Raw genomic sequence first — 25645 nt, forward strand, 5'->3', positions numbered from 1 at the left:
TTAAGACCCTCCACTTGACGGGTCTTTGTATAGAACGATTTTGTATGGCCCAACTCCATCTTCATCCGGATCTACCCCAGACGACGCATTTTTTACCGTACAATCCTCTAGAAACTGACCGAATATTTCCGATTCATTCCCCTTGTTTTGCACTTCCTGAGTAACAAAAAAGCATCCTAGGCCCAGTACTTCTAAATCCATCTTGCCGCCTTTTTTTGGAGCTTCATCACAACGAACGATCGGCACTCGTAATACCCTTCTATCGGTTTTCCCATCCGCTCGGTAATATTGCGACTTGCACGCGCCAGGCCCACCCGTACAAGCGGCTAACCCTTCGACATAATCAGCATAATAAAACGCATCGTTATCAACGGCCGGGTCTTCCGCATCCTGATATTGTTGTTGGTAATTGTCGTATGTTACGTTGGACTCTTCGATGTACTTATCTGAAGTAATGCCTTCATCTGGCTTACCTCCATCAAATCTCGTATTTAGACCTTGAGCTACTGGTCCCGTACCTTTACCAGTCTCTGTTGTGACTAAATCACCGACTGTTATGCACTCCTCAGTATCCCCTGCCAGCATTTCTCTTACTGTATTTTTACCGGAACCAAAGTCTAAAAGGTGATAGTTACCCGACCCAATGCCACCATCCGTGTGCCCTGATGGTTTCAATACATGAATAGTGTCAGCATCTCGATCTTGTGCGCCATTGTAGTTTGGGTTTGAAGAAGGAATGTATCCCCACGCCAGATCAGCTGAGCTTACATCGCCACACATAGCAATAGGCGACACGTTACATGTAGTAATGCTTGGCGCACTTGGTCCTGCAACAGCACTTGCTGACACCCCTTTGTCGAGCCCAAACATGCCACTTAAATACTGTGTCAAAAGAACATTACTAACGGCAACACGAACATAGATGTCGCTGTCACTGCCCAAAGAGAACTCTCCAGCTTCAACAAATGAGCCTTTAGCGTTCGAATTTGAGAAAGTTACATCTATGTTTTCCCCCGTGTAAACTAATTCTTGGTTCCCATCAGACGCAGCAGAATGAGTCAGAGCATCATTCGCCGCTTGCGTCGCTAAACTAAGCCGCTCAGCCAAATCTGCCGCGTCGGTCCTTTCATCGACGACAACCGCAGCCGCTAATGCAGCGGAGTCGACCGCGTTTTGTAGTCTTGTTTTATTGAGTACTTGGTGATTCAAATCAATACCAAAGGCTGCAACACCAAGTAAAAATAATAAAACTAAACTAATTAATACCAAGGTAATCCCTTTCTGAGCTCTCCTTGGCGCTATATGCATATTCCTTCGCATAGCCCCTCCTAAGTGAACGTATCACTTAATCATCTTTGGCTACCCCATTGTTGTTATATACCTCTAAGCTAACTTGTGTGCGCTCACCACTACCTTCCGGTAAGTAGCCCAAATTCTCATACCAGGCTTCTGGATTCAGAGTTTGTTCAGCGCGCAGCTGGCTAACCGAGATACCAAGCTCGGGGTCATTCGCACAGCCAAACAAGCCGAATGATGTGAAACAAATGGTCATTATCATTATGCTTTTCATCTTGTTCTCCCACTTATAGACTGTGCCCAAACTTGCCCTCAGAGCCACCTTCTGACGAACCGTATTGAATAAAATTGTTGTTAGTATCTTCTTCACTGATGTCGTTTAGCTGGTACCTATCGAAATCCAACTCAGCACCTTTACCAAGCAAATAGAACTCCACATCGTTTGGAGCAACAAAACCATCTGTTGGTAGCGTGATTCGACGTCGATCAATTGGGGTTGCTAATCGAGGAGTAACCAGAATGACTAGTTCTGTTTCCCCAGAGGTAAATTCTTCACTCTTAAACAAGCGGCCTAACACAGGTAGATCACTCGCACCAGGTATACCATTCGCAACGTTACGCGCGTTTTCACTCAATAGCCCCGCAATACCAATGGTTTGACCATCTGCTAGCTCAATCGTTGTACCAGCACTTCGTTTTGTGATTGGTGGAATAAAGAAAGTGGCATTCACTTCGTTTGGATTAAACGTCAACACACCAGAATTGGAAATTTCACTCACATTGACGTTCAGTTTGAGATTGATTCTCTTATCGCTCAAAATAAACGGAACAAAGTCGAGTTGAACACCGTACTCTTTGTAGTCGATGGTAATACCATCTTCATTTGGTACTGGAATTGGGAATTCACCACCAGCGACAAACTCGGCTTGCGTACCACTTAATGCGGTAAGGCTAGGCTCTGCCAGCACTTTCGCTACGCCATTTTGCTTCGCCACATCAAGCGCAAAGGTAAACAAGGTATTACTGTCAATAAACGATCCGAGAAAACCGAAATCTTCGACTGTTGGGACGTTCAAAATCGGTCCAATGCCATCAATACCGCCACCAGCAGTCGTACCACCCCAAGTAAAGTCCCCACTTCTTTGGAAAAAGTGGAAGTTTGAGTCGAAGCGTCTTACAAGTGTGCGCTGTACTTCGGCAACGGTAACTTCTAGCGTTACCTGTTGAGCACCACCAATAGAAAGTAGATTGATGACCATACTTTCATCATCTTTAGAGCTATCATCTTCTTCATCTGCCGCTTCACCCAAAGCAAAGGTTTCAGCAATTTTGACCGCAGTGTCCATGTTTTGCTGACTGCTGACCAAGCCTCTAAGTACCACTTTTTCTTGCGCACTGTGCACTTCGATATTTTCATCCGGCAAGAACTGATAAAGCTTCGACTTAAGCGTATTTAGATCATGCGTGACTTCCACGTTAAACTGCTCAATTAACCGGCCTCGGCGATCCCACACCGACACATTCGTGGTACCTAACTTCTTACCAATAAGAAACAGCTCGTTCGATCTGAGCACTAAAATATCCAAGACTTCTGGATCCCCTAACGTCACTTTCTTTGCTTGGCCTGAAATCATCAATTGAGTTGATTGGTGATGTGCAACGGTTACGACTTTTCCTGACTGCGCCGTAGCTGCGTTAACAGACAAGCTGACGAAAAGTAACTGGCTAACAAGTAATATTATTGTTTTCATAATTCACCTAATTGCTGACTCGGACACTGGATGCCTGAGATCCCTTAATAATGGTCACACTAGGTCGTGGCGTGTATTTTCTTGCTACAACAGGTTTATCCACTTCATGAGGGTTGCGCAGAGCAAGCTGTATATCGCCTTTGCTGTTCGCCGATAAGAGCTTTTCTGCCTCTTTCGGTGTTACTTCTAAAGTCACAGCGCGTACAATCACGGGTTTGTTATCATTCGTTTTGGCTGTTTGGTCCACCGCAAGAACATTGATATTTTTAAGCACTGTTTTTGTTGTGGCGTTTTTACCTTGTCCATAACTCACTGTATTCAGGACATCGACCTTGTTGCCTGGTAACAAAAAACCTGCCACACCGATAACGTCATTTACGCGAATAGTGATTGCTCGCTTGTTTTCTGGAATTAATGCAGCAAGTGTTGCGCCTTCACCAGGTAGGGCAAGGCGATGAGGGTTAACAAGTTCACCCGCGTAAATAGTATTGGCAACGATTCTTCCCAATGCCTGTTCTTTTACTTTCAATGTTTCATCATCTATCCAGTCCACTTCCATGAGCTTAGTAGACAAATGTTTCTCAGAGAGAATAGTTCCTGGTTCTAGCTCCATGGCGGCAACTAAAACGGGATGCCTTTCGACCTCTTCTAACTCGACTGTTGGTTGGTTTCTGCCATCCATCCATTGTTTAGCTATCAACACGGCAGCAAGGCCGAAAACAATGGAGAGTAGCAATAGCATGATGACTTGAGTCCGACTCATAATTTAGATCTCCCTATTCATCCACTGTGAAATACAGTCCCCAGGCACGAGTTAAAATGTCTGATGAGACGACTTTTCGTTTTCCTTCAAAAACGAGAACGTCTCTGCTAATGCCCAAAAGATCTTTAGGTAAGCATGGATAATTAGGCATTTTATTTTCACGGTGCAATTGATTTAATGTGTCAAAGAATTCAGGCGACAACGCGAGTTGCAAGTCTTTGGACAGCGATAACCAAAGCGCTTTATAGTCATCATCACCAAGTGGCTTAAACTCAATTTTGTACCCCAGACGGCGTAAAAAAGCAGGGTCAGCAATTTTGCTTGGTGCAAAATTGGATGAGAATGCCAAAGTAAGCATAAATGGCACCGTTACTTGTTGACCATTTGGCAGCGCCAGATGGTCAAATAAGTATTCCATTGGAACGATCCATCTATTTAGCAAGGCATCAACAGGCATTGACTGACGACCGAGATCATCAATCACTAAGATTCCGTTGTTAGCCATCATTTGAAGTGGCGCAATCCATACACGATTATGCTCGCTGTGGTTTACCTCAAGCATCTCCAATGTCAGCTCACCGCCCACTTGAATGTTTGGTCTTTCACAAAGAACCCAGCGTTTGTCGTAATGGGTTTCCAACTTAACGAAAACCTGAGAATGGGAGTTGTCTAAACGACGGTGATGATGCTCTGAGAACACTTTGATGATGTTGCCATCGGCATATACGGCGTAAGGAATAAACACCGAAGTGTTCATTGCATTGAGCACTCTTGATGCAACGTAACTTTTACCAGTACCCGCGTGGCCGTAAAGCAACAAAGCTCGTCCAGAGTTGATAGCAGGTCCGAGAACAGGAACTAAGTGATCCGAGCCAAAAACATCAGATAATGCACGCTCTACATCGATACGGGTAACAGGGTTTTTGCGTAGATCTTGTCCTTCAACAACGGTCCAATACTCTTCCAAAGAAACTGGAACAGGACCGATATATGGATCTTTTCTATATGCAATGTCTGCTTCCGCAAGTCCTAATTCCGTTAGACTATAACGAATGTTCGAGTACGAATGGTTTAGCTTCTCAGATGTAGGCTGATATACCTCAACCCAGCTTCGTTTCCTCAACTGCGCCAAAGCAAGTTCAACAATATTTGAAACCACACATAACCGCTGTGTTAACTCGATCAAATCACATTTCGGATAAGCTGACAGGTGTTTCAACACTAAGTTTTCAACGACTGAAGCCGGTATGCCAAGACCTTCTACCGATGAAGGTACTTTTGGTGGATTTATTTGTGGCACGAGTTTTTCCCAATACACAGAGCCCATCACACTTCCCCTCCTTGAAGTTGCTTAGCCAACTGATGCTGCATGCCATTTATTATTTTTATTTAGTGGGTATAGGAAAAATAAGCTAATCCAATTACGATTATCGGCGCGAATGGAATGACTAACGGCTTACTGGACCTAAAACCTGGTGTTACTTTTTCTAAGCAATACCCTTTAATCTGATGTGATAGAGCAACACTAGTCGATGACACATGTAGCATTAGATAAAAAATGCCGACAATGCCTCCAGCGAGTATTATCCCGGTAGACGCTTCCCCAAGGTTACTCAATCCCAACCATGCCCCTATGACGGCGAGTAACTTAACGTCTCCTCCAGCCATTACTTTGAAAAGATACAGCGCGAAACACACCGCAAACGCAACCAACCCACCATATAAATGATCCAAACCAGTTGTGGCTGGGTTGTAAATTACGTTTGCAGTTACTGCAACCAAAAGCATAAGCACCGCTTTATTCGGTATTCTGTGTTTCTGTGCGTCTGAAACTCCAATCGCAATAAGTAATGACCAAATAATTAACTCGCTAACCATTACGAAGAGCTAATACGACCAGCTACTGAAGTGAACTTGTTAGACAAGGTTGTCCAGAAGCCTGAAGTCAAGAATGCAGTAACAATTAGTGCCGCACCTAGGATGTACTCCAAAAGTGTTAGCCCCTCTTCGTCTTCCATGAAGTCCTTGATTAGATTGCGAAAGTTATCCATAAGATTATCCCCTTTATTTAACCAAATCTCGCTTGTCCATGACGCAGGTATCATATACACCCGAATCATGCTTAAACATTAGTCATCAAGAATTAGGGGGGTTAGGACTTTTTTGCCAAAGGTTAGTACTTTCTTGCCTGTCTGCGCTTCAGAGGCGAAATGTATCATAAATAAGACACATTACTGTAAGCTATGTGACACATTTCACACTTGCAGTATGACTATATAAGCCTAAGCTTAATAAACGAAAGGGTGAGGTCTGAAGCTCAAGGAATGAGGCTCGACTGACCTCAATGCATACTAACATTGGTGTAGTACGTACTGAGCAGGATTCATATGGATAAACAGACCAAAGCTTACTGGATAGGAGAGACCCTTTGCTCGCTGCCGGAACAATTTCGTTGTGAGTTTGATGGGTGCTTTGACATTATGGACTGCAGTAAAGATATCTCAGTCCTCAGCGATAAAGAACATAGCTATTTCTTTTACTACATAACCTGTGATCATCAAGAGCACTTGAAAGGTGTTATAACGCTCTGTAAAAACCTCGACAAAAAACTAATCGTCGTATCTCCAAAAGATACGGCTCCTCACTTGCCGCCCAAGCATATTTGTGCGGAATATTATAAGTTGAACGAGCTCACTCTTCCTATCTGGCTTTCACAAATAAAATTGAAATACTTTTTGCATAGTAAAGTAGACGAAGAACAAATCTCGGTAGATAAACTTTTCTCTCGAAGCGGCAAGTCAAACTTTTCAGACGTAGTCCATTACATCGCCAATAACGTTCATAAGGACCTAAGAGAAGAGGAAGCAGCCGCTCTTTGTCATTACTCGCCGAACTACTTTTCCAAAGTTTTCCACCGTAAAGTGGGTATGTGCTTTCGTGATTATGTCACGGCGAAACGCATTTCATTAGCTAAGAAAATGCTAATTGAAAATGAATCGATGAAAATTGCTTACATTGCTTATCAGTGCGGGTATCGAGACGTTTCTTACTTTTCTCGAATTTTTAAGAAAAAAACAGGTCTGTCTCCAGCAAATTATCGACAGCAGTTTTAGGCTTTATTTGTAGCAACTGTCAGAACAACTAACGCTATCTTCCCCACATATTTCATCAAAATGCATTCCCGTGTCGCGATTTAACATGCTAAAGTTAACAATGCGTTAACAATTATAAATACAATGAGAAGACATGGAGTCACTTAAAATGAATCAGCCGAATCTAAATAGCGCTGCTGGTTGCGCTCTCCCACCACCAAATGAAATGATCCTCAAATGGGCTCAAGAGCGTCCAAATGAGGTCTACCTAAAACAAATTATTAACCGACAGTTTGTTGAGTACACATTCTCTGATGTTGCAGATCAAGCCTTAAAACTTGTCAGCGCACTACGCTCGCTTGGTGTAAAGCCTGGCGACAAAGTCGCGTTAGTATCTAAAAACTGTGCAGAATGGTTTATTTGCGATCTTGCTATGATGCTTGGTGACTATGTCAGTGTGCCAATCTTTCCTACCGCCGGTGCAGACACCATCGAATACTGTGTGACTCATAGTGAAAGTAAAGCGATCATTGGCGGAAAACTCGATGATCCCAAAGCAACTCAGCAAGTCATTGATGCTATGCCTGAACTCATTAGCATCGCTCTACCTTATGACACGGCACCTAAGTGTAAGCACGAATACCAAGCGCTCATTGCTGATGCAGTGCCAAGTGAAGAGCGTCCGCAGCATTACGATGACAAGCTAATGTCGTTGGTGTATACCTCAGGCACATCAGGGTTACCGAAAGGCGCGATGCTAACTTACGGCGCATTCAGTTGGTCTGTTCAGCAACTGATCAATCATATTGGTATCCAAGAAAACGACCGACTGTTCTCTTATTTACCGCTCGCTCATATTACAGAGCGTGTTTATATCTTCGGTTCATCGATTATGGGTGGCGTGCCAACAGCATTTCCAGAGTCACTGGACACTTTTATCGAAGATGTGAAGATGCACCGACCAACTCTGTTTATCTCCGTCCCACGGTTATGGACGCTATTCCAGCAACGTATTCAAGACAAACTTCCACAGAAGAAGCTCAATATTCTGTTGAAAATCCCATTCGTCAATTCTTTGATCAAGAAAAAGCTAGCAGATGGTCTAGGTTTAGATCAGGCTCGAGTATTAGGCTGTGGCTCTGCACCTGTCTCGCCAGCGCTGTTGGAATGGTACCACTCAGTGGGCCTTGATATCACAGAGGCTTGGGGGATGACGGAATCATTTGCCTACAGCACGCTCAACTACCCATTTAGAGCTGACAAAATCGGTAGTGTCGGTAATGCAGGGCCAGGCATTGAGTTAAAAATCGCAGCTGATGATGAAATCATGGTGCGTGGCAAAGGGCTATTTTCTGGCTACTACAAAAATGACATTGCCACCCAAGAGTCTTTTGATTCAGAGGGCTGGCTACACACAGGCGATATCGGCGCTATCGACTCAGATGGTTATCTAACGATTCAAGGCCGTAAAAAAGATAACTTCAAAACAGCCAAAGGTAAATTTGTCTCTCCGGTTCCTATCGAGAAAAAGCTTTTCGAGTACAGTCGTGTAGAGATGATGTGTCTCATCGGTTTAGGGCTACCCGCTCCGATTCTTTTGGTTGTGCCACATGACTTCCCTAACTTTGATCGAGAGCGATACGCACGTACCACACGTAAAGTTATTGCCAGGATGAATCAAGAACTCGCCTCTCATGAGCAAATCAAAGGCGTGTTAATGATTAAAGAACCTTGGAGTATAGAAAATGGCGTACTGACGCCAACACTTAAAATTAAACGTCATGTGCTCGAACAAAAGTATCATGAGATAGGCCACAATTGGCCAAAAGATGAATTGGTCGTGTGGGAAGAAGACTTGTAATTTTGCTTGCACTCCTCAACGCCATTGGGGAGTGCAGCTTAACTTTGAGCTTGAATCAAACTCATAAACTACTCTCTCCAGAATGGCTTACTCACTTCACAATTAATCTCCCTTTCACCTAATCCAATATCGTCCCAAAGGTGCTTTGGTAACTCTCTCAAGTGACGACGTGTCTTATAGTTCCTTCTCCAAGCCGCCAGTTTAGAATAAATTAACTGTAACCCGCTCTGATGGGCAGTAGGTATAGTACGCTCACAAGTGTGTGTCATGTTTTCCATTTCAAAGATTCCTATACAATGTTGACCACTTAATAATCAGCGACTACGCTGATATCCTCAAACGATAGAATCTGCCATAGAGTTAAGGAAAACTAATGTGAAAGATCGAATGCCTCCCTTACAGGGCTTGTATTACTTTTTCGTTGCAGCAAAGGAAGGAAGCTTTAAAACGGCAGCAAAAGAACTGTTTGTTACGCCAGCGGCCATTAGTCAGCAAATTCGTCATTTAGAAGAGTTCTTAGGCACGGACCTATTTGTTCGTCAGCACAGAAAAATCGTGCTCACACCAGAGGGAGAGCTACTGTTTAGTCAGGCAGAAAGAGGGTTTGCTCATTTGCAGCAAGGGGTTAGATTAGTCAATCAAGATCCAAACCCGAACCACCTTTCGATATCAACACTCCCCTCTTTCGCTCATCATTGGTTAGTCCCGAAAATTACGGCTTTTCGCCAGCGTCACCCTGATATCGCCTTGCTATTAGAACCAACCAATGATTTGGTGTCTTTTCAAGATAGTCAGATAGATTTATGTGTTCGTTACGGTTTAGGAAAATATCCCAATTTAGAATCACAATGGCTGATGGACGAAGCTTTTTATCCTGCTTGTCATCCGGTGTACCAGAAAGAGCACGGGATCTATAACATCGAGGATTTAAGCAAAGCTGAGCTGATTGAAGATGTTTGGCCTGATCTTGATTGGAATATGTGGTTAGCAACCTTGGGTCACTGCGCAGCAAAGCCTACCTTAAAATACAGTGGATCACATCTCGTGCTTGAGGCTGCACTATCACTTCAAGGCGTGGCATTAGTAAAACACAGTTTAGCTCATCAATATTTTCGTTCTGGCAAATTGGTCCGAATTGGAGATATCGCTATCAAGCCCAACTTTGCGTATTACTTGTGTGCGCCAAAAGGCTACTTAAAAAGACCTAAAGCTCAATTGTTTGCGCAATGGTTGAAGGAAGAAATAGAAATATTTGAAAAGTCAGTGGTACCAGACTTTAGGACCATTGACCTAAAAGGCAACAGTACTAGAACGGCATCATAACAATCGTCAAAACAAACGCTAAATAGGAATAAAACAAACACGCTCTGCGTATAAGACTGCTAAATACAAAAAGCCCCGCACTAAGCGGGGCTTTCAAGTTATAGAGTTAACTTAAGAATTACTTCTTAGCGTTACGCTCTTTAACGTCAGCAATTACTTGCTCTGCAACGTTTGTTGGACATGGTGCGTAGTGTGAGAACTCCATAGAGAACTGACCACGACCAGAAGTCATAGTACGTAGAGTACCGATGTAACCAAACATTTCTGATAGAGGTACATCACCCTTGATACGTACGCCAGTAGACGCTGCTTGTTGGTCTTTGATCATACCACGACGACGGTTAAGGTCACCGATTACGTCACCAACGTGATCTTCTGGAGTGAACACGTCAACTTTCATGATTGGCTCAAGAAGTTGCGCGCCAGCTTTAGGCATAGACTGACGGAATGCACCTTTCGCTGCGATTTCGTAAGCGATAGCTGAAGAGTCAACTGCGTGGAAACCACCGTCGAATAGTTCAACTTCAACGTCTAGAGTAGGGAAGCCAGCTAGAACACCGTGCTCCATCATTGACGCAAAGCCTTTCTCAACTGCAGGCCAGAATTCTTTAGGTACGTTACCACCAACAACTGTTGATTTGAACGTGAAGCCAGAGTTTGGCTCACCTGGTTTGATGCGGTAGTCGATCTTACCGAACTGACCAGAACCACCAGACTGTTTCTTGTGCGTGTAGCTATCTTCGATTGCTTGAGTGATAGTTTCACGGTAAGCAACCTGTGGAGCACCAACTTCTAGCTCAACGCCGTAAGTACGCTTAAGGATATCTACCTTGATGTCTAGGTGAAGTTCACCCATACCTTTCAGGATAGTTTCGCCTGAATCTTCATCAGTCTCAACTTGGAATGATGGATCTTCTGCAACCATTTTACCGATCGCGATGCCCATCTTCTCAGAACCGCCTTTATCTTTAGGCTTAACTGCGATAGAGATTACTGGATCTGGGAAGATCATTGGCTCAAGAGTACATTCGTGCTTAGGATCACATAGAGTGTGACCAGTTTGAACGTTCTTCATACCAACTACAGCGATGATGTCACCAGCTTGTGCTGAATCGATCTCGTTACGCTCGTCCGCGTGCATCTCAACCATACGGCCGATACGCTCTGTTTTACCAGTTGCAGAGTTAAGGATTGTGTCACCTTTCTTCATCTTACCAGAGTAGATGCGGATAAAGGTTAGAGCACCGAAGCGGTCATCCATAATCTTAAATGCAAGAGCACGTAGTGGCTCGTCTGCAGATACAGTCGCAACTTCACCAGTTGGCTCACCAGTCTCTGAATCAGTTAGAGGCTGTGGATCAACTTCTGTTGGAGATGGTAGGTAATCAATTACCGCGTCAAGAATAAGTTGGATACCTTTGTTCTTGTACGCTGAACCACAGTAAGTTGGGAAGAATGCTAGATCACGAGTACCTTTACGGATACAACGTTTGATGTCTTCTAGAGATGGCTCTTCGCCTTCTTCTAGGTAAGCCATCATTAGATCTTCGTCTTGCTCTAGAGCAGTTTCGATTAGCATTTCACGGTATTCAGCAGCTTTTTCTACCATGTCTGCTGGAATATCTTGAACTTCGTAGTTCTCTGGTTGGCCAGACTCATCCCATACGTAAGCTTGTTGGCTTAGTACGTCTACAACACCTACGAAATCTTCTTCGATACCGATAGGTAGAGTCATAACTAGAGGTGTAGCACCTAGTACGTTCTGTACTTGATCTACAACTTTGTAGAAATCTGCGCCCATACGGTCTAGTTTGTTAACGAAGATCAGACGTGATACGTGTGATTCGTCAGCGTAACGCCAGTTAGTTTCTGACTGAGGCTCAACACCACCAGAACCACAGAATACACCGATACCACCGTCAAGTACTTTTAGAGAACGGTAAACTTCGATAGTGAAGTCAACGTGTCCAGGAGTATCGATGATGTTTAGACGGTGATCGTTCCAGAAACAAGTTGTTGCTGCAGACTGGATTGTGATACCACGCTCAGCTTCCTGCTCCATGAAGTCAGTAGTAGTTGAACCGTCGTGAGTGTCACCGATCTTATGGATCTTACCAGTTAGCTTTAGGATACGCTCTGTAGAGGTAGTTTTACCCGCGTCTACGTGAGCAAAAATACCAATGTTTCTGTATTTTGATAAATCAGTCATTGTCTTACTCTGTTAATAAGGTATAAAGTGCGCGCAGAGTATATCACATTCTGTCAATACTGATACCCTTGCGTGCGGATGGAAGAAAAAAAATTTTAACGTGAAATTTCCGTCCCCAAAGCATAGTCAAACACAGCAATTTATGTACTTTATTCGCATTTTATTGAGGACGGATAGAACAGTTTGTGATTGCACAAATACCATTCTTATGAGCATTACAGCTCGTCAAAAGCCTCTATCGCTTCCGACAATTTCTTAACGCCGTGAATTTGCATGCCAGGGATGCCACCTTTCGGCATGTTGGCTGCTGGCACGATGGCTTTCTTGAAACCATGTTTGAACGCTTCATTCAAACGCTCTTGCCCACTTGGCACTGGACGGATTTCGCCCGCAAGCCCTACCTCACCAAAAATCACCACATCTTTAGGGAGTGGACGGTCACGAAAACTCGATAAAAGCGCCATAACTAAAGCAAGATCAGCGCTTGTCTCCGTCACCTTAACACCGCCAACCACATTAACAAAGACATCTTGGTCTGCCATTTGTAAGCCACCATGCTTATGCAACACAGCGAGCAAAAGTGATAGGCGGTTCTGCTCCAAGCCGACCGCAACACGACGAGGGTTGGCTAACTGCGAGTAATCCACCAGCGCTTGAATCTCTACTAGTAGAGGGCGCGTGCCTTCCCAAACCACCATGACTGAAGAGCCTGATGTTTCTTCTTCACCACGAGAAAGGAAGATCGCTGATGGGTTACTCACTTCCTTCAATCCTTGGCCTGTCATAGCAAAGACACCAAGCTCATTCACAGCACCAAAACGGTTTTTATGACTACGCAAAGTGCGGAATCGGCTATCCGTTCCACCATCGAGTAGTACCGAACAGTCGATAATGTGTTCAAGAACTTTGGGGCCCGCAAGGGTACCATCTTTTGTTACGTGACCAACAATAAATACCGCAACATTATTCTGTTTTGCGTATCGTGTCAGAGCCGTCGCAGATTCACGTACCTGAGCAACACTGCCAGGCGACGATTGAACATCAGAAACGTGCATCACCTGAATCGAGTCTATTACCATTATACGAGGCTGCTCTTTTTCGGCGATTTGGCAAATTTTGTCGACGTTCGTTTCCGATAGCATTTTTAAATGATCTTTCGGCAAGCCCAATCGGGAAGCACGCATTGCCACCTGCTGTAACGACTCTTCACCGGTTACGTAAAGCGTTGGCATTTGCGCAGATAAACTACACATGGTTTGCAACAGAAGGGTTGATTTACCTGCACCAGGGTTACCACCAATCAAAATTGCGGCACCTGGCACAACACCACCACCCAACACGCGGTCAAGCTCTTTAAACCCACTGGTGAAGCGAGGTACTTCTTGCAGATCAATTTCGGATAGCGTTTGAACCGTAGCTTCTGTTGCGGAACCAGCGTAGCCGCTTAAGCGTTCATTGCGAGCAACGGTTGGCGATGCAGCGATACGTACTTCTGTTATCGTATTCCATGCACCACATGCGTTACACTGCCCCTGCCAACGGGGAAAGTCCGCGCCACAATCATTACAAACATACGCTCGTTTTGCTTTCGCCATGATGCCTCAATTTTTTCTACAAATGTGACTAAGCACAGCCAAGTCAGACCTGAACTGAAATGAACTATTGATATACTTAAGTATTACTTCGCTTAGCCGATACAATTTAAAGTAACGACATACTCTAACAGAAATAATGCAGCAATCTGAAATTCTCTCGCTCGCAGAACGACTCATTCCCGTTTACGGTACGAATGACTTTGACTTTGTCCTTGGCCAACTGACCGAGGAAGAGCCGCCTTCGGCCAAAATTTTGGTTAAAATGGAACTTAACCGCTTAATGGCTCCATGCAAAAAAAGCATTGATTTGCGAGGTCGCGTTCAAGGCGAATGTCGCGAGTATATTTTGGATGGTATTCCACATTGGTTGGATGATGTTGCTTTCAACGCTTACCATAAAAACATCAAAAAGTTTGGCTGCTACACGGAAGGAATGTGGGAAGCATTGGTCAACACGCGAAATAACTTTCGCGTAATGAGCAAGCGCCTTACTCAGCAAAAAACGCAATCGTTAACGGATCCTAAAAGCCCGTTCTTAGCAGAACCCGTTCACCTAGGCTACGATTTAAAGCGCCAAGAAAAACGCTTGAAAGTCCAATCTCAAGTTGAAATTTGCCGTTCTAAAGGACAGCTTCTTCATGGATTAAGCATTGATTTATCTAGCTCTGGCGCAAAGTTCAAAGTCCCTAGCGCATTTAAATATAACCTTGGGGAAATTATTCAGGTCACGTTTACTGAATTTGCCAGCAAATCTAACGTTGCAGGTATAGAGAAACCGCTTGCATACCGCATACTCGCGGTTGATGACTGTTACGAAAATGATTCAGTTCGATACCTCAGAACCATACGCTTAACTGACACCAATGTCGTCACCCGAGTGATAGATGAAGCGCTCAACAGTGCTGCTAAAAGGGCTCGTCACGACAATCAAGACAAGATTATTCGAGCTCGAACTCGCGGTTATGAACATATCGCACTAAAGCACACCAGCAGCTTGCCTCTATTCTTTGATGGTAGTGACCTAAAATTAGCAATGTTAACGCCAAACAATCAAAAGCTTTGGCAATACTGGCACGATGAGAGAAACCAGCAAATGTTTGGTTCTTTATTCAACGAGCAACGCATCGCGTCACTCATTAAGCCTGGTGTTAAAGGAACAACCAATGTCCTTTATTCATTTACTCACGAGCACGAGAATCGAACCTATTTCTATTCGATGTTTCGCCCAGAAGCAACTCGCGAACAGCGCCAGCTATTTTGGCATTTAGGTGGCAAACGAGAGAGTTGGCGCGCCTTTAGAATTTCAATCTTTGAACTATCAGAGCAAGAGCAGGAAGACCTAGCAGCTTTCTCTCCAGAGTTGGCAGAAACGTCTCAATCACTGACTCATATTGGTATTTTGCAAGAAATTGCTGACGAAAAATCAGGGCAGGATTACCTGCTAACTGAAAAGCCGCGCTTACCCGCTAATACGTTAAACGCGTTTCGTCATCCGAGAAGAGTTATCGGCAATCCAAAGGGCATTTATTTTGATGCAAAGTCTCGTCGTAAAGAGCCTCGTTATCGTTTTAAAACACCTTTAGAGTTGTACTCAGGACAAACTAAAACAGGCGGCTGTACTGTTGACCTTTCCAAACGAGGACTCGGAATTAGGCTAAGTGAGCCCACGATGTTACGTTCTGGGCAAGAGGTAAGAATCAACTTTCGAGAATTACAACTCTACGATAAAAAATTGCCGTTAATGTCGGTGCCATATCGAGTAATTCGTGTAAGCCCAGATGGTTGTAGCGTGCAGCTAGTTATTGATGAAAGCAGCCAAACCATGAAGGTAATCGCTTTTTTCAACAGTATTATCGAGCACAATCAAGACAAGCTAATCCCGCAAAAAGAGACGCTACCAAGTAATGCTCTACTTGAAAGGCTGCACTGCATGTTGCTCTCGCGTACGCTGAGCACGCCCATTTTTATCAGTAAAAGTACGTCATCTTCAATAAAAACCCCCGTTATCGGGGTGAACTTGCCGCTACCTAAACACATTGAGCTTTTTGCCCGTCTTGGGCATGACCAACTGTTGTCACTTGAACCTATCTTTAAAGGCCGGACAAGCACATTAATCGCAGAGCCAATAAAACGTGTAGAAGGTGCTCAAGCCAGACATCAGGATATCTACATAAGCGCCGCAAAAGTAGGCAATAAAATTACAGGTATTGAGTCAAAGCTTCATCAAGAGTTCAACAGCGTAAAAGAGCGGATTCAATTTATAAAGAAAGCGCGAATGATGGGTGACTTTTACGTGCTTCGCCTTTCTACTGCGCCAATTTTCGATCCGATGACATCATTACTGCAACAAGATTTAAGTGACTTAACCCAATTTGGTGTACATCAAGCAAGCAAGTTAGAAAAAGAGTTGACGGCGCTCGTTGGTTACAGTGAATTTGAAGACATTACTGAAGAGGTTGTAATTAGATTGGAGTTAACCGAGTAAATTCAAAGTCATACCAAATTGAAAAAAAACACCGCCTTTCTGGCGGTGTTTTTGAATGGGTGGTTAAGGTTTAGCTTTCCAGCTGACCTTTTGCTGCTTCACCAATGCGCCAGATAAAATACAGAGCACACCGCCCAACCCTGCAAAGCGAATCGCAGATTGCGCTTGAGCTTCCACTTTTGGTTTTGCGTGATACGCAATCCCTAATCCAGCCACCGACATCATCACAAGATCATTAGCGCCATCACCGACAGCAACCGTGTTGTGCTGCTCAATTTCATATTCATCCGCCAATTCCACTAGAATGTCAGACTTCATCTGCGCCGTTACCACATCGCCAAGTACGTTACCCGTGAGTTTGCCGTCAATAATTTCTAATTGATTGGAACGAGCAAAATCTAGGTCGACTTTATCTTTGATGTAATCAGAGAAGTAAGTAAAACCACCGGAAGCAATCGCTGTTTTCCAGCCCAAGGCTTTCAACGTCGCAATTAGCGCTTCAAAGTCCGGCATGAATGGTAACTGGGAACGAACTTGTTCAAGAATTGATTCATCGGCACCTTTGAGCTTACCAACTCGCTGACGTAAACTTTGCTCAAAATCCAACTCACCTTGCATGGCACGTTCAGTGACTTCAGCGACCTCATCCCCTACTCCTGCCAGTTTCGCGATTTCATCAATACACTCTATCTGGATCGCCGTTGAATCCATATCAAATACAATCAACCCTTGGGTTGATAGATCGGGCACTTCATTAAGCGAGGCGTAATCTAGGTTGAGACTTTGTAAGATCGTTTCATGTTGAGGAGTTAATTCTCCGGCCATCAGGGCTACTTCATATTGGCCAACTTTCCACGTTTCTAGTATCGGGTTGTAAAAGCCGGTGAAGAAATCAATGTCTTCGAAGTGACTTGGCGAAAGGTACTCAGCAAATACGATCCAGTTTGCTTTTGCTTTATCTAATTGGGAGGCAAATCGAGTCTCGGGTAATCGTTTTAAAAGTGTCGTATGTTTTCTGATAGGCAAGCTTTTTGACGCGTCCATGTATATAATCCCTTATGACTTTGCTAAAACGTTACCTCAACAAACTAAAAAGGCAAGTCTTTGTTTTATTTTAAATGGATGAGTAAAGAGCATGAGTGAATCTTTGTTCTCAGTAAGGAATGCCCTAAGAATTCTGGCACTAATCCTACTGTGTGTGATGTTGTTTATCACAATAAAAAACAGTGTTGTGATCAGTAAGGGTAATGAGAAAATTCAAGCACAACAGCTTGAAACACTCACCAAAGTTTTGATTTCACAGGCGTCTCTTTCTGCCAGTGAGATGATTTTAACTAAAGATCAAGAACGATTACTTCAGCTAACAAACCAACTAGCACAAGACCGTTTAGTGTTTGATGCAACAATCTACGATGCACAGGGTGTACGTTTAGCGTCTAGTGAAGAGGCATTATCGGTACGCGAAGTTCTTGGCCTGGATACGCCTTTGGCAACAGCTTCCATTGGTCGCCAGCAGTTGGTTGAACCAGTTTTTGCAGATGGTGCGCTTATCGGTTTTGTTCGCGTGACTTTTGAGACGGGCCGGGTGACGGCTATTTCTGACCACCACTATCGCAAGAGCGATCGTTATATGTACATGATGGTCTTAATGAGCTTTGTCTGTGGCATGTTGTTCATCTTGATTTTACGTCGACAACCGATACGTCGTAAAAAAGCGCCAAACCTGCTGCTAACCAAGTAACTAGGTAGCGCTAACAACTCATATAAAAACAGCCCGCAATGTGCGGGCTGTTTTTTTAGCTCTTGAGAGCGAAAAATAGAATGACTCTTCGTCGCTTACTCTTCGTCACCAAGCAATACTGAATCTAGTGCGATTAGCATCATGTCGTTGAATGTCGTTTGACGCTCGTCAGATGTAGTCTGTTCGCCAGTCTTGATATGATCAGAAACCGTACAGATTGTCAGAGCTTTTGCACCGTATTCTGCCGCAACACCGTAAATACCAGCAGCTTCCATTTCAACACCAACAATGCCGTACTTGTCCATTACATCGAACATTTCTGGATCTGGCGTGTAGAAAAGCTCTGCTGAGAATAGGTTACCAACTTTAACGTCAATACCGCGAGCTTTTGCAGCGTCTTCTGCCGCACGAACCATGTTGTAGTCTGCGATTGCCGCGAAGTCATGACCTTTAAAGCGGATACGGTTCACTTTAGAGTCAGTACATGCACCCATGCCGATCACAACATCACGCACTTTGATGTCTTCATTCACTGCGCCACAGCTGCCAACACGGATGATTTTCTTCACGCCGAAGTCTTTGATTAGTTCAGTTGCGTAAATCGAGCATGATGGGATACCCATACCGTGGCCCATTACCGAGATCTTACGGCCTTTGTATGTGCCTGTGTAACCAAACATATTACGAACGTCACACACTTGAACGACATCTTCAAGGAAAGTCTCTGCGATGTATTTGGCACGTAGTGGATCGCCAGGCATCAGTACGACGTCTGCAAATGCACCCATTTCAGCATTGATATGTGGAGTTGCCATTTTCTTTTCCTTAACCTTTCTCTAGCGCTCCGCGCTTAAGGCGATATAAGCCAGAGTATTATCATTTCCGACAAGCAGCATTTACATACTGCAAACATAAAACTAGGAGCAATCAAGCTCCTAGTTTTCAAAAACCTAACTAATTATAGGAAGTTCTTACCGTAATCCATTGGAGAAGTACCGAAGTAACTTGCCAATGTTTGACCGATATCTGCGAATGTTTCGCGGCGGCCAAGAGAACCAGCTGGTACTTTTTGACCATAAACCAATACTGGGATGTGCTCACGAGTATGGTCAGTGCCTGGCCATGTTGGGTCACAGCCGTGGTCTGCCGTTAGGATAAGCACATCGTCTTCTTCCATAATCTCTAGCACTTCGTTGATACGACCATCGAAGTACTCAAGTGCCGCTGCGTAACCCGCTACGTCACGACGGTGACCGTAAGCTGAGTCGAAGTCTACAAAGTTAGTGAATACGATCGTGTTGTCGCCCGCTTCTTTGATTTGCTCTAGCGTTGCTTCGAACAATGCAGGGATACCTGTCGCTTTCACTTTCTTAGTGATACCGCAGTTTGCGTAGATATCAGCAATCTTACCAATAGAAACCACGTTGCCTTGCTTCTCTTCAACAAGTTTCTGTAGAACCGTTGCTGATGGTGGCTCAACAGAAAGGTCACGACGGTTACCGGTACGCTCAAATTGACCTTTACCAGCACCAACAAATGGACGCGCGATAACACGACCAATGTTGTAATCTTCTAGCTCTTCACGTGCGATTTGGCAAAGCTCTAGTAGACGGTCTAGACCGAAAGTCTCTTCGTGACATGCGATTTGGAATACAGAGTCAGCAGAAGTGTAGAAGATTGGTTTGCCAGTCTTCATGTGCTCTTCACCAAGATCGTCAAGAACTTGAGTACCAGATGCGTGGCAGTTACCCAGGAAACCGTCAAGACCTGCACGCTCAAGAATGCGGTCAGTCAATTCTTTCGGGAAGCTGTTTGCTTTGTCAGTGAAGTAACCCCAGTCAAACAGAACAGGAACACCTGCGATTTCCCAGTGACCAGACGGCGTGTCTTTACCTGAAGAAAGCTCTGCTGCATGACCGTATGCACCAATAATTTCAGCGTCTGCGTCTAGTCCAGGTGCGAAGCGACCTGTCGATTCTTTATGCGCCATTGCCAAACCAAGTTTCGATAGATTTGGAAGGCGAAGTGCACCTTGGCGATTGTCGTTATCTGCTAAGCCTTTTTCACATTGGTCAGCGATGTGACCTAGTGTGTCTGAACCTACATCACCAAATTCTTTAGCATCGGCAGTTGCACCGATACCGAATGAGTCTAGTACTAAAATAAATGCTCTTTTCATTGCTCGTTCCTTAGGCCCACTCGGCTTTTTATTATGGTTGAGTAGGCCTTGTGTAATTACTTGTTCTATTAGATATCTTCTGCACGAATTTGGCGGTAAACCTCTGGAGTTGGTGTGTATTCACCACCTACTTTGATTGCACTGCGCAGTGCTTTTGCCGCTTCTTCCCATTGCTCTTCAGTGCGAGCGTGGATGACCGCAAGAGGTTTATCACTGTCTGCGACCTCACCTAGGCGGATGAACTCGTCGAAACCAACTGCGTAGTCGATTTCATCAGTAGCAACTCGACGACCACCACCCATAGCAACCACAGCCATGCCGATAGCACGTGTATCCATTGCAGAGACAATGCCCGTTTCTGTTGCGTAAACTGGCTTGATGATTTCTGCTTTTTCTAAGTAGTTGTCGTAGTTTTCTACGAAGTCTGCTGGGCCGCCTAAGCCGGCAACCATCTTGCCGAAGCACTCAGCCGCTTTGCCGTTATCCAGCACTTCCATCAGTTTTGCGCGTGCGTCTTCTGTGTTCTCAGCAAGCTTGCCAAGTACTAACATTTCAGCACATGAAGCCATGGTCACTTCAAGTAGACGAGGGTTACGGTATTCACCCGTTAAGAAACGAACCGCTTCACGAACTTCCACTGCGTTACCCGCTGAAGACGCCAATACTTGGTTCATGTCCGTAAGAATTGCCGTAGTCTTAGTGCCAGCACCGTTTGCTACCGCAACGATTGATTTTGCTAGCTCTTCAGACGCTTCGTAAGTTGGCATAAATGCACCTGAACCCACTTTTACGTCCATCACTAGCGATTCCAGACCCGCCGCCAGTTTCTTAGAAAGGATCGACGCCGTAATCAGGGAGATATTGTCTACCGTTGCGGTAATATCACGAGTCGCGTAAACACGCTTATCCGCAGGAGCAAGGTCACCAGTTTGACCGATGATCGCCACACCAGCGTCTTTGGTTACTTGACCAAAAACATCGTTGCTCGGCGTAATGTTGTAACCAGGGATAGATTCAAGTTTATCCAGCGTACCGCCTGTATGACCAAGACCGCGGCCAGAGATCATAGGTACGAAACCGCCACACGCTGCCACCATTGGGCCAAGCATTAAAGAAGTTACGTCACCCACACCACCGGTTGAGTGTTTGTCGACAATTGGACCACCGAAGTTCATGTGGCTCCAGTCGATAACCATGCCCGAATCACGCATTGCACACGTTAAGGCGATGCGCTCATCCATGGTCATTTCATTAAAGAAAATCGTCATAGCAAACGCCGCAATCTGACCTTCAGATACCGTGTTGTTCGCTACGCCTTGAATAAAGAAGTTGATTTCGTCGGCGGTTAGGACTTCGCCGTCACGTTTTTTACGAATGATTTCTTGTGGTAAATACATTAGTGCCTCCCAAGCTCTTTTGAGCCATGGTTGTAGTAGGATAGAAGAGGTTTGGTAGCACCCGTTTAGGTGCTACCGTTCAGACGCATTATTGGAATTAGTACGCTGTTGGATCAGCGACGTCGTCCGATACTTCTAATGTATTTAGTAGGTTGGTTAGCAGGCTAGACGCACCAAAACGGTAGTGACGAGCATCAACCCAGTTGTCACCTAGGATTTCGTCAGCCATTGCTAGGTATGCTGCTGCGTCTTCAGCAGTGCGCACACCACCTGCTGGTTTGAAACCAACAGTTTCTGCAACACCCATGTCGCGAATAACTTCAAGCATCATGCGAGCGTATTCTGGTGTTGCGTTTACTGGCACTTTACCAGTTGAAGTTTTAATGAAGTCAGCACCTGCTTCAATACAGATTTGAGATGCTTTCTTGATTAGTGCTTCTTCTTTTAGTTCACCTGTTTCGATGATCACTTTAAGAAGAATGTCACCACAAGCTTCTTTACATTGCTTAACTAGTTCGAAGCCTACTTTCTCATCACCCGCCATTAGCGCGCGGTAAGGAAAAACTACGTCAACTTCGTCTGCACCGTAAGCAACCGCCGCTTTTGTTTCAGCAACTGCGATTTCAATGTCGTCGTTACCATGTGGGAAGTTCGTTACTGTTGCAATACGAACCTCTGGCGTACCTTGCTCACGAAGTGTCTTCTTAGCAATAGGAATAAAGCGAGGGTAAATACAAATTGCAGCTGTGTTGCCTACTGCTGTTTTCGCGTCATGACATAGTGAGATCACTTTTGCATCAGTGTCATCATCATTCAACGTAGTTAGGTCCATAAGTTTAAGTGCACGTAGCGCTGCTGCTTTTAAATCGCTCATTTCTATCTCCGATCAATATTCAAAAAATTCACTACTCAGCCTTACATCACGTCTTTAACTATAATCAACAAGTCGAGACAATGTGAGTAAATGGCTAAACAGTCTATTAATGAACGGACTTGGTTCCCTGAAGACTCGGCATATACAGCGAAAATTTATCATATGCCAATTGCTATCCTTGTCACCGCACAGTACCAGTTTGGCCTATGGCACAACAATCTATGATTGCGGTGTCTTTAATATCACATCACAAAGCAAAACGCCTATTAGATCTGATATTGCAGGGCAATTCATTTGCCCATCGATTATGTAATATTCATTACGTGATTAAGAATCAAGCTTAACCACTATCCTGTGATTAATACATTATAGAGTTTCACCGCAAAACTGTAGCACCAAATGGAGCGCAAACGGTTTGTATCTCAAAATTTCCTAGCCCCTATTCCATTGACTGCGTAATACCTCGACTAAGGCAAACACCCGATGAAATTTTGGAGCCCGAAAAACGAAAAATGCCCCGCAGCAATCTCTTGCTACAGGGCATGATGTAAAACGGCGTCTATATATTAAGAACCGATTCTAATTATAGTGCTGCAAGGCTTAAGCAGAAGCCTGCAATTGTCGCTGCCATAAGGTTAGACAACGTACCTGCAAGAACTGCTTTAACACCCATGCGAGCGATGTCACTACGACGGTTTGGTGCAAGGCTACCTAGACCACCAAGTAGAATCGCAATAGAAGAAAGGTTCGCGAAACCACATAGTGCGAATGAGATGATAGCTGTTGTCTTCTCAGACATTACTTCACCAGTTGCCGCGATTACTTGAGCGTTTTCACCTAGGTATGGTGTGAAGTTCAAGTAAGCAACGAATTCGTTCACTACGATTTTCTGACCAATGAATGAACCAGCTGTTACAGCTTCTGCCCATGGAACACCGATTAGGAATGCTAGTGGAGAGAACGCGTAACCTAGAATTAGCTCTAGTGTTAGTTCTGGCATGCCGAACCAACCACCGATGCCACCTAGCATACCGTTGATTAGCGCGATTAGACCAACGAATGCGATTAGCATTGCACCTACGTTAAGCGCAAGTTGTAGACCAGAAGCCGCACCGCCCGCAGCTGCGTCGATTACGTTAACTGGTTTGTCGTCACCGCCGTCCATCGCTTCTTCGATACTTTCGTGAGGCTGGTCAGTCTCAGGGTGAAGGATTTTAGCGAACAGTAGACCACCTGGTGCTGCCATGAATGATGCCGCAACTAGGTACTCTAGTGGAACACCCATAGATGCGTAACCAGCTAGTACACCACCAGCAACAGAAGCTAGACCACCACACATTACCGCGAATAGCTCTGATTGAGTCATTTTTGGAACGAATGGACGAACAACTAGAGGTGCCTCAGTTTGACCTACGAAGATGTTAGCTGCAGCTGACATTGATTCCGCACGCGAAGTGCCTAGCGCTTTTTGTAGTGCGCCACCAAGAATCTTGATAACCCATTGCATAACGCCAATGTAGTAAAGAACTGAAATCAGTGCAGAGAAGAAGATCAGTGTAGGAAGAACACGGAATGCGAAGATGAAACCGCCGCCGCCGAATACTTCGAACATCTTGTCAGAAACAAGACCACCGAACAGGAATGATGAACCATCGTTACCGTAGTTGATAACGTTAGAAACACCTGAAGAGAAACCGTTTAGTAGATCACGGCCCCAAGGTACATACAGAACAAATGCACCTAATGCGAATTGGATAGCGAATGCGCCACCCACAGTTCTAAAGTTGATAGCTTTTCGGTTGTTAGAAAATGCCACTGCAATCGCAAGAAGCACTACCATACCGATTAGGCTCATAAACAGGCTCATAGTTTATGACTTCCTTATAAGTTATTTATTGGCGTGTTACAAAATGGAGCTATAAAGCGGGGGCAATTATACTCATGCAGAATCAATTAAAGTAATGCCAGCCTCACACTTTCCTATAAGATTCATGATTGATTCAACCAGCTTTGTGAGTTAATTCACAATAAGCAGGAAAACGTTTTCGATTTCAAACCACATCTTTAGATTTTATTCACATATCGAGAAAGCAAAATTGCTATTTTTCCACAGTTGAGAGGCAATCGATTGCTTTCGGCCGTTATGCAACTCTACGAGCTCATTAAAGACGTGAATGAGTTTGGCTGGGTGATTTGACTCCCCTTGATATCCAAGTATAGGCATATCTGGTGCGTCTGTTTCGATTACTAGGTTTTCGAGTGGTAATTTTTGAATTGCGTCGCGTGTTTTCTTGGCTCTTGGGTAGGTAATCGTTCCTCCTACACCGATAAAAAAACCTAATTTGACCCACTCCATGGCTTGCTGATAACTCCCAGAAAAAGCGTGTAGCACACCACCTCTAGGAAGATTCGCCGCTTTCACCATTTGAATGAGGCGATTGTGCGCTTTTCGGCTATGTAAAATAACTGGGAGTTCGAAGCGTCTAGCCAGCTCAAATTGAACTTCAAGTATCTTTTCTTGCAACTGTGGATCAACATCAATGGCAAAATCTAAACCACACTCTCCTATTGCCACGCACTGTGGCCCTTTTTGATTTAGATAGCCTTCTAGCTCTGTAAGGTGCTGCTCAACGTTATCTTCAAGAAAATACGGATGAAAGCCGAGCGCATAATACAAATTGGCATGTTGCTCTGCCAAAGTTTGAATACGAGCCCAGTTTTGCGGACCGACGGAAGGAATCAAAATTCTTGCGACGCCTTGCGTTTGAGCAAGCTCAAGTTGATGCGCAAAGTCATCTTGAAACACATCAAAATCAAAGTGGCAGTGCGTATCAAAGAGCTTCATCTTGACGCTTTTTATCTGTATCTGCGGGCAGAAAATCAGAGGATGGTTGGGCTTCACTCTTCTCTTCAGTTTGATGGGCAGGGTCTTTTCGATATGGGACACAACTGCGTTTCTGATCGGGAGTTAACCCCATATCTTTACACCAGTTGTCGTAACGCTTTAGCCCACGTTTAAACCAATTCATATCTTATCCTTATATAAAAACGCCCTTGGCTAAGTTTATAGCCAAGGGCG

24 protein-coding genes are annotated in these 25645 nt (G+C 44.5%); 6 read left to right on the plus strand and 18 right to left on the minus strand.

Translation table 11 applies throughout. The features are described 5' to 3' along the window. The 7 genes from R7D93_RS11870 to R7D93_RS11900 form a co-directional block, all read right to left on the minus strand. The gene (locus R7D93_RS11870; RefSeq protein WP_167415419.1) at window positions 1–1320 is read right to left on the minus strand and encodes a pilus assembly protein TadG-related protein; all 1320 of its coding nucleotides are present in this window, start codon (window positions 1318–1320) and stop codon (window positions 1–3) included. Between the two features lie 25 nt (window positions 1321–1345). After that, a complete protein-coding gene (locus R7D93_RS11875) occupies window positions 1346–1570 on the minus strand; it encodes a hypothetical protein (RefSeq protein WP_031781045.1) in 225 nt (74 codons plus the stop codon). A gap of 13 nt (window positions 1571–1583) precedes the next feature. Continuing rightward, window positions 1584–3047 (minus strand): type II and III secretion system protein family protein, encoded by a 1464-nt coding sequence (locus tag R7D93_RS11880; protein ID WP_005386449.1) that lies wholly within the window; start codon window positions 3045–3047, stop codon window positions 1584–1586. A 7-nt stretch (window positions 3048–3054) separates the two neighbouring features. Then, window positions 3055–3810, minus strand: a complete 756-nt coding sequence (cpaB, locus tag R7D93_RS11885; RefSeq protein ID WP_005386448.1) for a Flp pilus assembly protein CpaB — start codon at window positions 3808–3810, stop codon at window positions 3055–3057. Window positions 3811–3823: 13 nt separating this feature from the next. Next, window positions 3824–5137, minus strand: a complete 1314-nt coding sequence (locus R7D93_RS11890) for an AAA family ATPase (RefSeq protein ID WP_165401630.1) — start codon at window positions 5135–5137, stop codon at window positions 3824–3826. A gap of 62 nt (window positions 5138–5199) precedes the next feature. Continuing rightward, entirely contained in the window at window positions 5200–5688 is a 489-nt protein-coding gene (locus R7D93_RS11895) for a prepilin peptidase (protein ID WP_031781044.1), read from the minus strand. Next, window positions 5688–5861 carry a Flp family type IVb pilin gene (locus R7D93_RS11900; RefSeq protein WP_031781043.1) on the minus strand — a complete coding sequence of 58 codons (174 nt, stop codon included), beginning with the start codon at window positions 5859–5861 and terminating at the stop codon, window positions 5688–5690. Before R7D93_RS11900 ends, R7D93_RS11895 begins: the two co-directional genes overlap by 1 nt. Before the next feature lie 336 nt (window positions 5862–6197). Between R7D93_RS11900 and R7D93_RS11905 the strand changes: the two genes are divergently transcribed. Together R7D93_RS11905 and R7D93_RS11910 are read left to right on the plus strand one after the other, a co-directional pair. Next, entirely contained in the window at window positions 6198–6923 is a 726-nt protein-coding gene (locus R7D93_RS11905) for a helix-turn-helix domain-containing protein (RefSeq protein ID WP_130545037.1), read from the plus strand. 148 nt (window positions 6924–7071) lie between these two features. After that, window positions 7072–8763 carry an AMP-binding protein gene (locus tag R7D93_RS11910; protein ID WP_031779037.1) on the plus strand — a complete coding sequence of 564 codons (1692 nt, stop codon included), beginning with the start codon at window positions 7072–7074 and terminating at the stop codon, window positions 8761–8763. A gap of 68 nt (window positions 8764–8831) precedes the next feature. Here R7D93_RS11910 and R7D93_RS11915 read toward each other — a convergent pair whose 3' ends face one another. Further along, a complete protein-coding gene (locus tag R7D93_RS11915) occupies window positions 8832–9041 on the minus strand; it encodes a DUF1127 domain-containing protein (RefSeq protein ID WP_213898575.1) in 210 nt (69 codons plus the stop codon). A 97-nt stretch (window positions 9042–9138) separates the two neighbouring features. Here R7D93_RS11915 and R7D93_RS11920 point away from each other — a divergent pair, with 97 nt between their 5' ends. Continuing rightward, the gene (locus tag R7D93_RS11920) at window positions 9139–10086 is read left to right on the plus strand and encodes a LysR substrate-binding domain-containing protein (RefSeq protein WP_130545035.1); all 948 of its coding nucleotides are present in this window, start codon (window positions 9139–9141) and stop codon (window positions 10084–10086) included. Between the two features lie 118 nt (window positions 10087–10204). On the opposite strand, the gene fusA is transcribed toward R7D93_RS11920, so the two are convergent. Then, a complete protein-coding gene (gene fusA, locus R7D93_RS11925) occupies window positions 10205–12295 on the minus strand; it encodes an elongation factor G (protein WP_005386444.1) in 2091 nt (696 codons plus the stop codon). Between the two features lie 215 nt (window positions 12296–12510). Continuing rightward, the gene (gene radA / locus R7D93_RS11930) at window positions 12511–13890 is read right to left on the minus strand and encodes a DNA repair protein RadA (protein WP_005386443.1); all 1380 of its coding nucleotides are present in this window, start codon (window positions 13888–13890) and stop codon (window positions 12511–12513) included. A gap of 136 nt (window positions 13891–14026) precedes the next feature. Here radA and R7D93_RS11935 point away from each other — a divergent pair, with 136 nt between their 5' ends. Beyond that, window positions 14027–16375, plus strand: a complete 2349-nt coding sequence (locus tag R7D93_RS11935; RefSeq protein ID WP_062730463.1) for a PilZ domain-containing protein — start codon at window positions 14027–14029, stop codon at window positions 16373–16375. 63 nt (window positions 16376–16438) lie between these two features. Here R7D93_RS11935 and serB read toward each other — a convergent pair whose 3' ends face one another. Then, window positions 16439–17419: a phosphoserine phosphatase gene (gene serB, locus R7D93_RS11940; RefSeq protein WP_005386439.1), complete on the minus strand. Its 981-nt coding sequence runs from the start codon at window positions 17417–17419 to the stop codon at window positions 16439–16441. 91 nt (window positions 17420–17510) lie between these two features. Between serB and R7D93_RS11945 the strand changes: the two genes are divergently transcribed. Next, on the plus strand, window positions 17511–18116 hold the full coding sequence (locus R7D93_RS11945; protein WP_005391677.1) for a YtjB family periplasmic protein: 606 nt from the start codon (window positions 17511–17513) through the stop codon (window positions 18114–18116). A 95-nt stretch (window positions 18117–18211) separates the two neighbouring features. On the opposite strand, the gene deoD is transcribed toward R7D93_RS11945, so the two are convergent. From deoD to deoC, 4 genes are all read right to left on the minus strand, one after another. Continuing rightward, window positions 18212–18931 carry a purine-nucleoside phosphorylase gene (gene deoD, locus R7D93_RS11950; protein ID WP_005380140.1) on the minus strand — a complete coding sequence of 240 codons (720 nt, stop codon included), beginning with the start codon at window positions 18929–18931 and terminating at the stop codon, window positions 18212–18214. Window positions 18932–19074: 143 nt separating this feature from the next. After that, window positions 19075–20295 carry a phosphopentomutase gene (locus tag R7D93_RS11955; protein WP_005386434.1) on the minus strand — a complete coding sequence of 407 codons (1221 nt, stop codon included), beginning with the start codon at window positions 20293–20295 and terminating at the stop codon, window positions 19075–19077. 68 nt (window positions 20296–20363) lie between these two features. Then, the gene (gene deoA / locus R7D93_RS11960) at window positions 20364–21692 is read right to left on the minus strand and encodes a thymidine phosphorylase (protein ID WP_005380134.1); all 1329 of its coding nucleotides are present in this window, start codon (window positions 21690–21692) and stop codon (window positions 20364–20366) included. A 97-nt stretch (window positions 21693–21789) separates the two neighbouring features. Continuing rightward, on the minus strand, window positions 21790–22566 hold the full coding sequence (gene deoC, locus R7D93_RS11965) for a deoxyribose-phosphate aldolase (protein WP_005380133.1): 777 nt from the start codon (window positions 22564–22566) through the stop codon (window positions 21790–21792). A gap of 90 nt (window positions 22567–22656) precedes the next feature. Here deoC and R7D93_RS11970 point away from each other — a divergent pair, with 90 nt between their 5' ends. Further along, the gene (locus tag R7D93_RS11970) at window positions 22657–22791 is read left to right on the plus strand and encodes a hypothetical protein (RefSeq protein ID WP_005391675.1); all 135 of its coding nucleotides are present in this window, start codon (window positions 22657–22659) and stop codon (window positions 22789–22791) included. Window positions 22792–23149: 358 nt separating this feature from the next. Here R7D93_RS11970 and R7D93_RS11975 read toward each other — a convergent pair whose 3' ends face one another. From R7D93_RS11975 to R7D93_RS11985, 3 genes are all read right to left on the minus strand, one after another. Then, window positions 23150–24433, minus strand: coding sequence for a NupC/NupG family nucleoside CNT transporter (locus tag R7D93_RS11975; protein WP_005380131.1), 1284 nt, complete (start codon window positions 24431–24433; stop codon window positions 23150–23152). A gap of 204 nt (window positions 24434–24637) precedes the next feature. Continuing rightward, window positions 24638–25411: a TatD family hydrolase gene (locus R7D93_RS11980; protein ID WP_031781042.1), complete on the minus strand. Its 774-nt coding sequence runs from the start codon at window positions 25409–25411 to the stop codon at window positions 24638–24640. After that, complete coding sequence (locus R7D93_RS11985; protein ID WP_031781041.1) at window positions 25398–25595, minus strand: DUF5363 family protein; 198 nt, start codon at window positions 25593–25595, stop codon at window positions 25398–25400. The genes R7D93_RS11980 and R7D93_RS11985 overlap by 14 nt, the downstream gene beginning before the upstream one ends. Window positions 25596–25645 lie beyond the last annotated feature (50 nt).

The sequence above is a fragment of the Vibrio sp. YT-15 genome (assembly GCF_033337445.1).
Taxonomy (GTDB): Bacteria; Pseudomonadota; Gammaproteobacteria; order Enterobacterales; family Vibrionaceae; genus Vibrio; species Vibrio alginolyticus.